This is a genomic window from Tildeniella sp., assembly GCF_059505325.1.
In genome coordinates, this window is the sequence record NZ_JCACKI010000049.1 from 16,374 (window position 1) to 29,765 (window position 13,392).

Consider the following 13,392-nt stretch of genomic DNA (forward strand, 5'->3'; position numbering starts at 1 on the left):
TGTAAAGAATCGCTCTGTTAGTCTCAGAGGGTCAGTGGCTTGCCAAAATTGTTAGCAAGCTTGGCAAGGTCTGAGTTTCCAACGCTGCTTAACGCTTAGTTTTTGTTTACATCACGAGCTAGCTTCATTCACAACAATAACGTTAATTAATGCGTCGAGCTATGAACCATTACGCTGCAAAATGGATTGAAGATTGGTGTGCCGAAAACGGTTGGACTGACGTGTTTCAGGAACGCACTGACTACTGGGCGTTTCCTCCCAATGCCGTGATGCCAGTACCCATTCCAACTCAGGTGTTGCAGTCAATGAAGGCAAAGCAAGGCTTGTGTTTTGAAGAAAGAGTATGGTGCGCTGCTGCTGGATTGAGCGCCATCACGGCTGGAGCGTTTAGCTATTTCTTTGCAACACCGATGCCCTTAGTTGCTGCGTTTGCTTTCTGCGCGATCGTCATGGCACGTATGGAAGCTGATGAGGTTTAGCTTGGACGATATTAGTTTGGACGACGGTGGGCAGCGATCGTCCGTCTCGAAGAAGCGAAAGTTTGCTTGGTCTAACGTGTTCATCCCCTATCTCTGCTCAGGCAAGGTAGGGGATTTTTTGGTTGCTCTGACCGCTGCTTCCCCAGGCACCTGTAATGCTACAGCAGGGGTATCGTATATAGTGTAGAGTGTGCCAGCTTGCTACCGGATGGCTTAGTCATGAAGTCTTCTGTCTCTTCCTGCCCGGTTCCGTTCGAGCAGCAACCCTTAAATGAGTACCAGGAACTGCAAGAATCCTGGTTTTTTCGTTGGTCAACGCTTGGTTTGCCGCAATATATTCGCAAGCTGCTCTGGGTTTGGGGCTGGAGTTGGCTCATTGTCGGACCGATCGCGGCTGCCAGTTTTCCGATCGCCAAATATCCCGCTCAGTTTGTCCTCAGTGGTACCGCAGGAGCGGCTCTGTGCCTCTCGTTGGTGCTCTTACGCTTGTATCTAGGCTGGACATACATCCAATCACGTTTGTCTGCCAGCACAATTTTTTACGAAGAATCGGGTTGGTATGACGGTCAGCTTTGGGCAAAGCCGCCCGAAATGCTTGCCCAAGATCAGCTGGTTGTGACCTACCAAATTCAACCCATTCTCAAGCGCCTTACGCAAACGTTTGGGGCGCTGGCGATCGTGGCGATCGCGGGTGCGTTGGCATGGCAGTTGGTGTAGTAGAAGGCGGAAGGCAGGAGGCAGAAGGCAAGGGTCAGCGGTCGGCGGTCAGCGGTCAGCGGTCAGCGGTCAGAATCAATTCAACACTCCCCATCTCCCCATCTCCGCATCTCCCCAGCCCCCCATCTCCGCATCTCCCCAGCCCCCCATCTCCGCATCTCCCCAGCCCCCTAGCTCCGCATCTCCCCAGCCCCCTAGCTCCTCATCCTCTCATCCCCTCACCCCTCTCTTCCTCAAAACTTTTCCCCCTCCGTCCCCTTCCAATGCTAAAGTCTTACGCATGACAAGGGGAAGACGCACGCAAGCCGCAGAGCTGGAAGTTAGGTTACTGCGCGAAGGTATTATCGAATCCAAGCACTACGTCCAAGCGGTTATTTGTGATAACCGAGGACGAAATCTTTTGGTGGCTGGAAGTGCCGAGACGGCAACGTTTGTACGATCGGCATTAAAGCCTTTTCAGGCGTTGGCGGTGACGACGACAGGCACGCTAGAACGCTATGGCTTGAGCGATCGCGATCTGGCAATTATCTGTAGTTCGCACAAGGGCACGATCGAGCAAGTCCGGCAAGTCTTCAACATTCTCTGGCGTGCCGATATCGACCCAACGGTGCTCCAATGCCCAATTCCGATCGGCAAACGCAGTCGCCTGGAATACAACTGCTCTGGCAAACATGCTGGAATGCTGGCAGTTTGCCAACAGCGTAATTTTCCCCTCAGCAGCTACCTCCAGCGCAGCCATCCCGTCCAGCAACTGATCTTACAAAAGGTCGCTGAACTGCTGCGAATGCCTGCCGAAGAATTCATCAGTGCTCGTGATGACTGTGGCGCACCTACCTACTTCATGCAGTTGGGGCAGATCGCCTCTCTGTATGCCCGCCTTGCCTCTGGTGACAGCTTGGATATGGAACGCATCGTGCGGGCAATGACGCATCATCCTGCTATGGTATCGGGTGATGGTGAGTTTGACACTGAGCTGATGCGCCTGACCGAGGGTGAACTGGTCAGTAAAGCAGGAGCAGAAGGCATTCAGTGCATTGGGCGTTTGGGCGAAGGCATGGGCTTGGCGATCAAGGTGATGGACGGCGCGAAGCGAGCAAAGTACGCTGTTGCCATTCATTTACTAAAACAAATGGGCTGGATCAGTCCGTCTGTGTCTGAAACCCTTTCGGAAAGCTTTATGACGATGAGCAACGTCACTCGTCTGGAAGTTGCAGGCGAATTGTCGATGCTGTGAGCCTTATGACTGAAAGGTGGATAGTAACCAGGCAACTACCTGGCTATCATCCAGTTGTCGCCGTCGGATCATGGCTTCGCAGAGCACTGCCATCTCTAGCCCTGGTAAAACCTGAGATTGGTCAATGCGCCTGCTACCATTGCTAGCGACTTGAAACGCGATAATCTGCGCGTTTTCGACATCAACCACCCAATATTCAGCGATCGCCATCGCTTCGTAGAGCAACCGTTTCTTGCCCAGATCAGCATCGAGTGACGAATCAGCCACTTCGATCGCCAAATCAGGCGCGGGGATTTCATCCAGATTGGTAATGCTGCTGCCCTGGGGAGCAAGTGTGGTGCGCTCGCCCACGTAGTAGGAAACATCTGGCTGTGCTTCTCGGACACCCGTTTTGCGGTAGCTACAGTTAATAAGACCTTTAATAGAAATGCCTTTAAGGGCGCAGAACAGCGTGATCGCAACATGAATAATACCGTTGTCGCTGGCGTGATCCGGTCCGACTCCCATTGTTTCTACCCTCATCTGCCCGTCGAAGTAATACCCTTTCGCTTTAGCGTAAGCAGGATCGTCAATGATCCTCAGGTACTCGTCCCAGGTGGCAGTGACCCAGGTATCCGTTAACAGTTTAGGCTGTAGTTGAATCATGGTGAGGGGTGAGGAGTGAGGGGTGAGGCTATCGCTCTATTTGAACAATAGCGAATTTCGATCGCAAATGATGCCTCCTGACTAGGGGCTGTCATCAATGACCACTACACAGTACTTGCAGCAAGGTTTCCAGCCCCTAGCCTGGTGTGTTGGGGCAGACGTGACATGCTGATACCGCAAGGTTTCGGAGCTGAATTGATGACATGCCCTAGCACTGATACTGAAACAATGTGAGCTGAGACACTATCCAACCAGGGAGGCTGTTAAGATGCAGAACATACAATTTAGAAGAGTTCTCCCGGTATCCCATGAACGACACAGTTCTGCAAGTCAACAACCTTGAAGTTCAGTTTCAGCCCGATGGACGGTTGATCAAGGCAGTAGATGGCATTTCGTTTGCGGTCAAACGAGGTCAAACGCTGGGCATTGTAGGCGAATCAGGTTCAGGGAAATCGGTGACATCGCTGGCGGTGATGGGGTTGGTGCCGTCTCCTGGCAAAGTGACCGCAGGCGAGATTTTGTTTTGGGGTGCCGAGCGTGAAGCGCAGGCGATCGACCTCACCAAACTACCCAAACGTCAGCTTGAAGACTATCGAGGTGGCGAAATCTCGATGATCTTTCAGGAGCCGATGAGTTCGCTCAATCCGGTCTACACGATCGGCTTTCAGCTTGTGGAAGCGATTCGTCTGCACAAACGAGTCACGCAGAAAGAGGCTGAACGGGATGCGATCGCCCGGCTTCAAGAGGTGCGCCTGCTGCCAGACGACGAGACGATGAAGCAGCGCTATCTGGAAGATCTTCAGCACAATAATCCTGATGCACCGTTACCATCGGCACCAGAGGTAGAACATCAGGTGTTTCGTCAAAAAGATGCCTTCCTCAACCGCTATCCCCATGAGCTGTCGGGCGGACAGATGCAGCGGGTAATGATTGCAATGGCGATCGCCTGTGACCCTGCCCTCTTGATTGCTGACGAACCTACCACCGCGCTAGATGTCACCGTCCAGGCAACCATTTTGGCTTTGCTGCGCGACTTGCGCGATCGACGCGGGATGTCCATGATGTTCATCACTCACGATCTGGGGTTGATTGCCGAGATTGCCGATGACGTTGCTGTGATGTATCAGGGCAAAATCGTTGAAGCGGGTCCTGTTCTACAGATCTACTCAAATCCGCAGCATCCCTATACGAAGGGCTTATTGACCTGCCGACCCAGACTCGATCGTCGCCTGCATCTGCTGCCCACCGTTTCAGACTTTATGCAGGTCAGCACGTCACCATCGGGCGAATTGCTGATTGAAGAACGCGAAACGGATGTCGATCGCGCGCTCCATCTCGCCCGCGAAGTCAGCCAGGACGAACTCGACCAGCGGTTAGCCACACTCCAACAGGCAACACCACTACTGTCTGTACAGAAGCTACGGGTACAGTTTCCTGTGCGTGGTGCCTTTGGGCAAACCAAACGTTACTTTGTGGCTGTGAAGGATGTCTCCTTTGACGTTTATCCGGGTGAAACGCTGGGACTTGTCGGTGAATCTGGCTGCGGTAAATCCACGCTTGCACGCGCCATTCTGCAACTCATCAAGCCTGCCAGCGGCACCGTGCGCTTTGAGAATTTGGATGTCACAGCACTCTTGCCCAACGAGATGCGGCGATTGCGGCGAGAAATGCAGATTATTTTTCAGAACCCGTTTGGTTCTTTGGATGCTCGTATGACGGTCGGTAAAGCGGTGATGGAACCGATGCAGATTCACGCCAAACCTAGAGAACGGCAAGAACAGCGCCAACGTGCCATCTATTTGCTGGAGCGAGTGGGCTTGAACGCCGATGCTCTGAACCGCTACCCTCACGAGTTTTCCGGTGGGCAACGGCAGCGGATTTGCATTGCCCGATCGCTCGCCCTCAACCCCAAATTCATCATCTGCGATGAGTCCGTTTCAGCGTTAGATGTCTCCGTACAAGCGCAAGTGCTAAACCTGTTGAAAGAGCTACAGAGTGAATTTAATTTGACCTATATTTTCATCTCCCATGATTTAAGCGTGGTGAAGTTTATGAGCGATCGCATTATGGTGATGAACAAAGGCGAAATTGAAGAAATTGGTTCGTCTGAACGCGTCTATCGAGAACCACAAAAAGAATATACGCGCCAGCTCATTGCTGCTATTCCAGAAAGTAGTTTGGAAAGCATACGCGATCGCCAAGCCGATCGAGGACTCCCCGTTAGTTAGGCACATCGATCGGCTGAGCGTTCCTAAATTCAGGCAGCTTCTCATAGAATAATGACATTCCTAAGCAGTAAAGACTAATGTCTTGTGTGCAATGGAGAGAACCTTTAGGTTGCGAGACATTCAAAATTGCCTGTAACTTCGTTACATCGATTGGCGAGCGAAAGCATGTGCGTTTCAGCCTTTAATTCACAGCATGAGTGATTTGGTTAAGCATAGTAATAACTTCAACTTTTTACGGCTTTTGTTGACCGTACTTGTATTGCTATCGCATTCACCAGAATTGACTGACGGCGATCGACATCGCGAAATCCTCACCAGTCTCTTCCATACAATCTCGTTTGGCGAACTGGCTGTAGACGGCTTTTTCTTGCTCAGCGGTTATTTGATCACTCAAAGCTGGCAGCGCACCCCCCAACTCTTTAACTTCTTAAAGAAACGCATCTTACGCATCTACCCAGGTTTTATAGCTGCAACCCTTGTATGCGCTTTTATAGTTGCACCTCTAGGGGCATCTCATCCCAATTATTTCGCTCAGTTTGATGCATTTCAATTTCTCAAAGGAATGCTGCTGTTGAGTCCACCCGTTGTACCTCCTGTTTTCGTTGGTCAACCGTATCCTTTCGTAAACGGTGCCATGTGGACAATCGCTTACGAATTTCGATGTTACTTGCTTATAGCCGTATTTGGCATATTTGGTATCATCGATCGCCGAAGATTATGGCTCCTGTTTTCTATTTGTGTACTTATTCTTTCTATTTTTCCAAGCTTTCTAAGCAAAATAAATGTTCGTGAATCATCCTATTTGTTTGGCAGTCCTAGTGACTTTATTCATTTCCTTACTTTCTTCTGTGCGGGAGGATGTTTCTATCTCTTTCGTGAGCAAATCCGTTACAGTCAAACTTGGGCGCTTCTTGCTCTTCCCATCGTCATACTGAGCTTATTTGAATTGAAGGCGCTGCGTCTTGCCTTGCCCACAATGGGTGCGTACATATTTTTTTGGTTTTCCTTCTTAAACCTACCGATGTTAAAGCGCTTCGGAACCGTTTCTGATGTTTCGTATGGTGTTTATCTCTATGGATGGCCCACTCAAAAATTGCTAATTTGGTACTTGCCGTTACTCTCACCCTGGTTAGTGTTTGTATTAGCCTGCGGCATAAGCTTTGTCTGCGGTCTCTTAAGTTGGCATCTGGTAGAAAAACCTTTTCTGCGGCTCAAAAGTTTCTAATTATCGTTGATGCTTAATGAACCGATAAGACGACTGATAGGACGATCGCGCAAAGTTTATCGGTCAAAGGCTGGAAGTTGAGTTAACGTAGCTGCAATGCTACCAATGTGGTGGGTAGTCTGAAGGTTCAGCAAGCCTAGAATTTAGCGATCGCCATCATGCTGTCAGACAAAAAGCGCGCCTCCCGTAATCGCACGATCGTACTGAGTGATGTAGAGCGATCGCTCTACAAACAAAGGCTGATCCAACTACACCAACCCGCTGCGTTAGACGCTATTGTTAACTGCACCATTCATCAAGACTTACTCACTGCTTTAGGCTGGTTGCCGAGACAATCAGTTGATTTGTTGGTGGTTGATCCGCCGTATAACTTAAACAAAACATTTAACGATCGCAGCTTTAAGCAAAAAGATTTGGCTGTTTATGCAGAATGGCTAGACACTTACTTCAGTCATTTTGAAACCATCTTGAAACCGACTGCCTCTCTTTATATTTGCTCAGATTGGCAATCATCGCCCGCCGTTTTTGACGTAATCCAACAGCGATTTCAGGTGCGTAATCGCATCACATGGGAACGCGAAAAAGGTCGCGGAGCCGCTAGAAACTGGAAGAATGCTTCGGAAGATATCTGGTTTTGTACTGTTTCTGACACGTACACCTTTAATGTGGATGCTGTCAAACTGAAGCGCAAAGTCATGGCTCCCTATACAGTGGCTGGTATACCCAAAGATTGGGCTTTGACAGAGGCAGGAAACTTTCGTCTCACGTACCCTTCTAACCTTTGGACTGACCTGACGATTCCGTTCTGGTCAATGCCGGAAAATACCGATCACCCCACTCAAAAACCGGAAAAGTTAGTGGCGAAAATGATTCTTGCCAGCTCTCACCCTGGAGACGTTGTGTTTGATCCCTTCCTGGGTTCTGGCACCACATCAGTTGTCTCCAAAAAGTTGGGCAGACGCTACATCGGCGTGGAGCTTGACGAGATGTACTGCTGTTTGGCTGAAAAACGCCTTGCGATCGCCGAGGCGCATCCGTCCATTCAAGGCTATGCTGATGGCGTGTTTTGGGAGCGCAACACCTTGCACCAACAGGTACGCTCTACCGAGAAGCGCTCTACCGAGAAGCGCTCTACTCGCCACGCAGAGGGGTTGCAGTCATAGATACCGCTACTCTTCAAAGGTCATCAAAAGGATTGAAGAACCGGGGTGGAGGAATATCTCGTTCTTTATTTGCCAGTTCAGAGGGTGGACGATCGCTGCTCCACGCCCACCATATCTGCCCACATTGACATTCATAAAACTCTTGCCACTTACGGCGATGATCTTCGGTGTAAACGGGCGATCGCCGATTCACCCACACCCGCTTTGCCTCTTTGCTGGACGATCGACAGGCAGGACAGCAAAACTCTGTGGCATGAACGGCGGGTTTAATCCAATCAGGAGGAGTCAGCTCAAACGCTTCCATGCAGACAAATAAGGAGGAACACCGCTTCTATTATCAACCTTTTAACCCTCAATCTGCTCAGTGACTCAGAGGCAATCGGTGGTATTCATCCTCTTCTCAGGCGATCGGTGCGACTCCGAATAAGTTTTGAGAAATAACTGGGATTTAATGCTTGCAAAGGCGCTGAAGTCGTCTACTTTAGGTATGGTCTTACTGAAGTCTTAATCACAAACTTGTAGACTTTCAGTGCATAACGGTTCAGGCTGTAGTGGTACACAAACGCTGAAAGATTTGGAGTCTGAGGCACCGCGCCTAAGCCGCACTACATTACCGCATACGCCAATGGCATCGCTGCAACCGCGTTCAGAAGGAACATTCAACCTATGCCGCTACTTAACATCATTTCGTTTCTCGGCATCTTTGGATTGTGCTTCATTGCGTGGCTTTTTTCAGAAAACCGTAGTCCACGAGTGTTTCCCTGGCGCGTGGCGATCGCGGGCATTCTGCTTCAGCTTGCCTTAGGCGCGTGTGTGTTTATTCTGCCGGGAACACGGGATGCGCTCCAGGTTTTCAGTAATTTGCTGAACAGCGTGTTTGATGCCGCTGACACCGGAGCACGGTTCGTCTTTGGTCGAAATATCGTGCCCGTACCAGGAACACCGCCGGATGTAAATTTGGGCTATATTTTTGCGTTTCGAGCACTGCCAACAGTGATCTTCTTCTCTGGTTTGATGGCACTGCTGTACAACATTGGTGTCATTCAGGTTATTACCAATGTCTTTGCCAAAGTGTTTTACGCGACGATGCGGTTGAGTGGAGCAGAGGCATTGAGCGGCGCTGCCAATATTTTTGTCGGCATTGAGGCGGCGATCGTGGTGAAGCCATTTTTGCCCAAGATGACCCGTAGCGAACTGTGCGCCATTCTTGCCTGCTGCTTTGGCACCGCTGCGTCCTCCACGCTGGCAATCTACGTCAGCTTTTTGAAGCCTGTGTTTCCCAACATTCTGGGGCATCTGGTGTCAGCATCGATCATGGCAATTCCTGCCTGTTTTGTACTGTCAAAAATTTTGGTGCCAGAGACAGAAGTGCCCGTAACTGCTGGCGGCATTCCGGTAGAGGAGAAACAAACGAAGGTGCGCGATACGGTGAAAGAACCCGGCGAGGTTGCTGCCGACGCAGGCGATTTTCCTCGTACCCGCATTCAAGTCGATGACGATGACGATGTGCCAGTGGTGCCGCAAGAAACCGTCCAGGAAACCGTCGGGGGTGAACCGATCGAGCGTGTGAGTCCCTTAGATGCCGCGATCGTCGGGGCACTGGATGGGGTCAAAATGGCAGTGGCGATCGCGGCTGTCCTGATCTTGATCCTCGGATTCGTCTCCTTAATTAATCAAGTGTTTGCCTGGTTAGCAACGTTACCTTTCCCAATCGGAAATACTGGAAGTCCTTCTGGAGTGGCTCCTGGCTTTTTTGGCTTAGTCACTTTGCAAAATATCTTAGGCGCACTCTTTCTTCCTTTAACAGCACTTACAGGCGTTTCCTTGAATTGGGAAGAACTATGGCAATCGTCGATCATCATCGGGCGCAGGCTGTTTGAAACAGCAATTCCGCCCTATCAGGAGTTGGCAGCAGCAGCGGCATTGCCTGTAGGCGAACGGGTCATTAGCGATCGCGCGGTACTGATCATCAGCTACGCGCTGTCGGGCTTTGCTCACCTTGCGTCGGTGGGCATTTTTGTGGGAGGTACGATCGCCCTCATTCCCTCACGCCGTAAAGATATTTCGGAACTGGGCTGGAAGGCTCTTTTTATCGGAACCCTCGCAACGCTGATGATTGCTTGTGTAGCAGGTGTTTTTGATACAGGCAACGCCAGCATTCTGGGTGAACGACAACCGCTAACAGTCAGCCCATCGCCGACCCCGACGGCATCCACTAGCCCCATCGCCTCACCGACAATCACCCCACCACCTACGCCGATCGCTGTACCTGCTAGACCTTCTCCACGCGCTACGCAAACAGTTCCACAGCCTTCACCTAGAGCAACCGTTCGCACAACTCCACAACTGAGAGCCACGCCTGCACAGCCGTCTGTCAGCCCTAAGCCGACAACGAGTGTTAGACCTGGGCAATAAGTATCTGGGAGAAGATCAAAGGCACCTCCATGCATTAAACCCGTGAGAATTAAACCTAGTGGGAGATGGCGATCGCGCTCAATGAAACGTGCGGGCTAACCGGAGAAAATCCTCTGTAGGTTTTGCCTTCCCGAAGGTTAGAGGACTGCAAGGGGCTTGCAACCTGTTTCAGCGGGTTTCGTACTGTCAGCCTAGATTTTAATCACGGGCGGATGAGCAGCGAAGCATCAGCCTTTCAGAACGTTTGTCAGTCAATCAGGTTTAAGTGAAATGGATCAGCAGGTTGACTCATTAAACTCACTCAATCATCGCCCTGCCCACAGTGCTAAAACCATTTTTTGGCTAGCTGGTATTAGTGCAGTCATTCTCTTTTTCGCTAGCAGCATTCGTCACATTCTTTTTCAATCGGCTGCTTTTGATCTGGGCTATTTTGATCAGGCAATTTATTTGATTAGCCAGGGACAGCCGCCGATCGTCTCCTTTTGGGGCTTCCATTTTTTAGGCGGACATGCTGATTGGATACTCTATCTCTTAGCACCGTTATACAAATTGTATCCCAGCGTTTTTTGGCTCTTAGCGATCCAGGCGATCGCGCTTGCTTCGGGAGCAATACCCGTGTGGCAGTTAGCGAAACAAGCAGGCGTAAAGCCAACGCAAGCCGTAGCGATCGCGGTTGCGTATCTTTTGTATCCCTTAGTTTTTAATATTAATCTGTTTGATTTTCACCCTGAAGCAATGGCGTTGCCCGTTATCTTGGCAATTGTTTTAGCAGCGAGAGAAAATCGACCTGTTGGATTTACGCTTGGCGTTATTTTTATCTTAGGTTGCCGCGATGCGCTCTCATTAACCGTGGCAGCAATGGGACTGTGGCTCTTTCTCATTGAGAAAAAACGGTTGTGCGGCGCGATCGCTCTACTTGCTGGTAGCATCTGGTTTTTCGTTGCTACGCAGATGGTGATTCCGTCGTTTAGACCATTAGGGGTTGAGGCAGTAGCTCGTTATGAAGGTTTGGGCAACTCGATTCTGGAAATTATCAAAAATGTCATTCTACAACCAGGCTTGCTGCTAAATCGTCTTTTGACGCTACCAAACTTAGAATACCTTTGTTTGCTTTTAGTGCCTGTACTTTGGGGACTTTCACTGAAACATCTGGCACCGTTATTAGCAGCAATACCCCAATTGGCGATGAACTTACTAACTGCTTATCAGCCCCAAAAAGATCTTACTCATCAATATTCTGTGCCAATTCTACCGTTTCTGCTGCTGGCAGTAATTTCCGCCCTTGCATTAAACGCAAGCTGGATTCGGAGTCGGCGCGGGATCATTTTGTGGTCAACGATCGTTTTTTTAGCATTAGCAAAGTTTGGCTATTTTGGCGGTTTATATCTCACAAAATTGGACACCTGGCAAGCAACGAGGGCAGCGATCGCACAGGTTACAACAACAGGAAGCGTGCTCACCAGTCCTCAGACTGCTCCACATTTAACCCATCGTTCAGTGGTTCGTTTAATTTCAGATCAGTTCAATCCAGCAACATTGAACGACTTTATTTATGTCCTGTTAGATGTTCGCCATCCAGGGATCACTTGCTCAAAAGACTGTATCAGTCGTTTGCTGAGTCAGCTTCAGCAGAGCCAAACCTTTCAACTTGCTTATCAACGCGATGACGTGTATCTGTTTACTAAAAAATCTTTGCAGTTATAGTTGCGGTCTCATCCACCGGATACTTTTCAAACGACTCACCCTTCTTGCATCATCCAAACGAAGAAACTGAGGATTTGATCCACAGGAGGTAAGGGATAAACTGTGAGGCCAATCGTGACAGTCTGCTGTTCGAGCTTGAGAAACTGCCATTGAATGCCATTACTAACGCTGCCGTAAATGGTGGAAATGACTTTTTCTTTTGTTTGGTTAAAGCGTTGAGCGCCAACCATCTCAGCGATACACTGACCGAAGCCTGTTTTCAGGTCTGTTTTTTTGGCTTCGACAATGACAACAGTAGGCGCTTCGATTTCTAAAACTTCAGTGGAGCGGGTCAGCAGAAAATCACAAAGACCATTTAGCCCAACCGCTTCTTCGATCGTAAACTCTTCGCCAGAGAAGAGGCTGATCTTGCGATCGAGGATGCGCCGCACTTCTAGCAGTACTGGATAAATAATGCCTTCAGAGCGAGCTTTTTCACTGCCAGAGGTCGCAACGATGGGCAGGGTTTCATTGAGGGTGCCTGCCAAGACATCGGAGGGCGCGATCGCGTCAACGGCTGGCAAAAAGCGATTGCCCTCTATGGTAGTGAGGTTAAAGGCTTCTTTAGCTTTGCGAATGGTGGTGAACTGGCTGTAGGGCATGGAACGTTCAATGGCTACTTTTCCAAACGTGATCCCAGGGCGCGCCACCTGTTTCTAGCCCACCGCGATCGCTCTGCGCTTCTAGCAGGGTTGTCTGGCGCTGGCGATCGGACAGCCGTAGCGTGATGTGTCCCAGCATTGTATCTCGACACGCAAACACCAATCCGTCTGCTGTGGGAGCGCGTAGAGGCGTACCAGGAAGGTCTGTCGTGCCAGTCAGCTCAACTGTAAACTGGCTGTTTTCTGCCCACATCCGCCAATTTCCCCAGGGCTGAATCTCCCACTGCACCTGAGCGTTCCACGGCACAAATTCATAGAAAGTGCCTTTGTAGTGGACTCCAATCATCGCTACCGACTCCATCCACCACAGCACACCACGACGACCACCGCCAGCCGTCAGCGCCAGATCTGGCTCTCCTTCAAAGCTATTACAATTCAGCCAGAACCACTTTTGCGGAAACGCACCGCCCCAATTTTTTTCGCTATACGCAGGGGCGTTCTCAAAGTCGTAGCGTTGACCATTCCACTCAATCCAGCCCGTCGCCAGCCCGTGCGCCATCAGGATCTGCCAGCCCGGTTCAAAGATTTGCAGTGACGAGACCCAGCCAGCCGTTGATTGCTGCAAACGGTTCGCATTGCCCCAACCGTAGACAGGCTGGATTTGATACTCCCACCGTGCCGAAGCTCCCGATGGTTCCCGCAAACTGCCCTGATGCCAGGTAGCCGTTGCTTGATAACCCTCTTGAACGTGTTGGGTGAACTGTTCAGGCGGGAGGTAGCGAGGGGTGAGGGGATGAGAGGATGAGGAGCTAGGGGGATAGGGAGAGGCGGAGCTAGGGGGCTGGGGAGATGGGGAGATGGGGAGATGGGGAGTGTTGAGTTGATTCTGACCGCTGACCGCTGACCGCTGACCGCTGACCGCTGACCGCTGACCGCTGACC

At 50.4% G+C, this 13,392-nt stretch carries 12 protein-coding genes; 8 read left to right on the forward strand and 4 right to left on the reverse strand.

Features of this window, described 5'->3' with window-relative positions; translation table 11 throughout:
- The first annotated feature begins 161 nt into the window (after positions 1–161).
- From AC5JO6_RS16425 to AC5JO6_RS16435, 3 genes are all read left to right on the forward strand, one after another.
- Positions 162–479 carry a slr1957 family protein gene (locus tag AC5JO6_RS16425; RefSeq protein WP_496082140.1) on the forward strand — a complete coding sequence of 106 codons (318 nt, stop codon included), beginning with the start codon at positions 162–164 and terminating at the stop codon, positions 477–479.
- Between the two features lie 219 nt (positions 480–698).
- A complete protein-coding gene (locus AC5JO6_RS16430; RefSeq protein WP_496082141.1) occupies positions 699–1,196 on the forward strand; it encodes a CGLD27 family protein in 498 nt (165 codons plus the stop codon).
- A gap of 280 nt (positions 1,197–1,476) precedes the next feature.
- Complete coding sequence (locus AC5JO6_RS16435) at positions 1,477–2,430, forward strand: asparaginase (protein WP_496082154.1); 954 nt, start codon at positions 1,477–1,479, stop codon at positions 2,428–2,430.
- A gap of 3 nt (positions 2,431–2,433) precedes the next feature.
- Here AC5JO6_RS16435 and AC5JO6_RS16440 read toward each other — a convergent pair whose 3' ends face one another.
- Positions 2,434–3,075, reverse strand: a complete 642-nt coding sequence (locus AC5JO6_RS16440; RefSeq protein WP_496082142.1) for a Uma2 family endonuclease — start codon at positions 3,073–3,075, stop codon at positions 2,434–2,436.
- Between the two features lie 308 nt (positions 3,076–3,383).
- Here AC5JO6_RS16440 and AC5JO6_RS16445 point away from each other — a divergent pair, with 308 nt between their 5' ends.
- The 3 genes from AC5JO6_RS16445 (at position 3,384) to AC5JO6_RS16455 (ending at position 7,691) form a co-directional block, all read left to right on the forward strand.
- Complete coding sequence (locus tag AC5JO6_RS16445; RefSeq protein WP_496082143.1) at positions 3,384–5,303, forward strand: ABC transporter ATP-binding protein; 1,920 nt, start codon at positions 3,384–3,386, stop codon at positions 5,301–5,303.
- Positions 5,304–5,496: 193 nt separating this feature from the next.
- A complete protein-coding gene (locus AC5JO6_RS16450) occupies positions 5,497–6,528 on the forward strand; it encodes an acyltransferase family protein (RefSeq protein WP_496082144.1) in 1,032 nt (343 codons plus the stop codon).
- 158 nt (positions 6,529–6,686) lie between these two features.
- Positions 6,687–7,691, forward strand: coding sequence for a DNA-methyltransferase (locus tag AC5JO6_RS16455; RefSeq protein ID WP_496082145.1), 1,005 nt, complete (start codon positions 6,687–6,689; stop codon positions 7,689–7,691).
- A gap of 13 nt (positions 7,692–7,704) precedes the next feature.
- Here AC5JO6_RS16455 and AC5JO6_RS16460 read toward each other — a convergent pair whose 3' ends face one another.
- The gene (locus tag AC5JO6_RS16460) at positions 7,705–7,995 is read right to left on the reverse strand and encodes a hypothetical protein (RefSeq protein WP_496082146.1); all 291 of its coding nucleotides are present in this window, start codon (positions 7,993–7,995) and stop codon (positions 7,705–7,707) included.
- A 362-nt stretch (positions 7,996–8,357) separates the two neighbouring features.
- On the opposite strand from AC5JO6_RS16460, the gene AC5JO6_RS16465 reads away from it, so the two are divergent.
- Together AC5JO6_RS16465 and AC5JO6_RS16470 are read left to right on the forward strand one after the other, a co-directional pair.
- On the forward strand, positions 8,358–10,106 hold the full coding sequence (locus AC5JO6_RS16465; RefSeq protein WP_496082147.1) for a NupC/NupG family nucleoside CNT transporter: 1,749 nt from the start codon (positions 8,358–8,360) through the stop codon (positions 10,104–10,106).
- Between the two features lie 270 nt (positions 10,107–10,376).
- On the forward strand, positions 10,377–11,810 hold the full coding sequence (locus AC5JO6_RS16470) for a DUF2079 domain-containing protein (protein ID WP_496082148.1): 1,434 nt from the start codon (positions 10,377–10,379) through the stop codon (positions 11,808–11,810).
- 35 nt (positions 11,811–11,845) lie between these two features.
- On the opposite strand, the gene AC5JO6_RS16475 is transcribed toward AC5JO6_RS16470, so the two are convergent.
- On the reverse strand, positions 11,846–12,451 hold the full coding sequence (locus tag AC5JO6_RS16475) for a hypothetical protein (protein ID WP_496082149.1): 606 nt from the start codon (positions 12,449–12,451) through the stop codon (positions 11,846–11,848).
- A 7-nt stretch (positions 12,452–12,458) separates the two neighbouring features.
- The coding region (locus tag AC5JO6_RS16480) for a tocopherol cyclase family protein (RefSeq protein ID WP_496082150.1) at positions 12,459–13,392 on the reverse strand (934 nt) is incomplete at its 5' end.

Bases quoted from the DNA above. Each gene is read 5' to 3' on its own strand.
- AC5JO6_RS16425 (WP_496082140.1), top strand. From the start codon at position 162: ATGAACCATTACGCTGCAAAATGGATTGAAGATTGGTGTGCCGAAAAC.
- AC5JO6_RS16430 (WP_496082141.1), top strand. From the start codon at position 699: ATGAAGTCTTCTGTCTCTTCCTGCCCGGTTCCGTTCGAGCAGCAACCC.
- AC5JO6_RS16435 (WP_496082154.1), top strand. From the start codon at position 1,477: ATGACAAGGGGAAGACGCACGCAAGCCGCAGAGCTGGAAGTTAGGTTA.
- AC5JO6_RS16440 (WP_496082142.1), bottom strand. From the start codon at position 3,075: ATGATTCAACTACAGCCTAAACTGTTAACGGATACCTGGGTCACTGCC.
- AC5JO6_RS16445 (WP_496082143.1), top strand. From the start codon at position 3,384: ATGAACGACACAGTTCTGCAAGTCAACAACCTTGAAGTTCAGTTTCAG.
- AC5JO6_RS16450 (WP_496082144.1), top strand. From the start codon at position 5,497: ATGAGTGATTTGGTTAAGCATAGTAATAACTTCAACTTTTTACGGCTT.
- AC5JO6_RS16455 (WP_496082145.1), top strand. From the start codon at position 6,687: ATGCTGTCAGACAAAAAGCGCGCCTCCCGTAATCGCACGATCGTACTG.
- AC5JO6_RS16460 (WP_496082146.1), bottom strand. From the start codon at position 7,995: ATGGAAGCGTTTGAGCTGACTCCTCCTGATTGGATTAAACCCGCCGTT.
- AC5JO6_RS16465 (WP_496082147.1), top strand. From the start codon at position 8,358: ATGCCGCTACTTAACATCATTTCGTTTCTCGGCATCTTTGGATTGTGC.
- AC5JO6_RS16470 (WP_496082148.1), top strand. From the start codon at position 10,377: ATGGATCAGCAGGTTGACTCATTAAACTCACTCAATCATCGCCCTGCC.
- AC5JO6_RS16475 (WP_496082149.1), bottom strand. From the start codon at position 12,451: ATGCCCTACAGCCAGTTCACCACCATTCGCAAAGCTAAAGAAGCCTTT.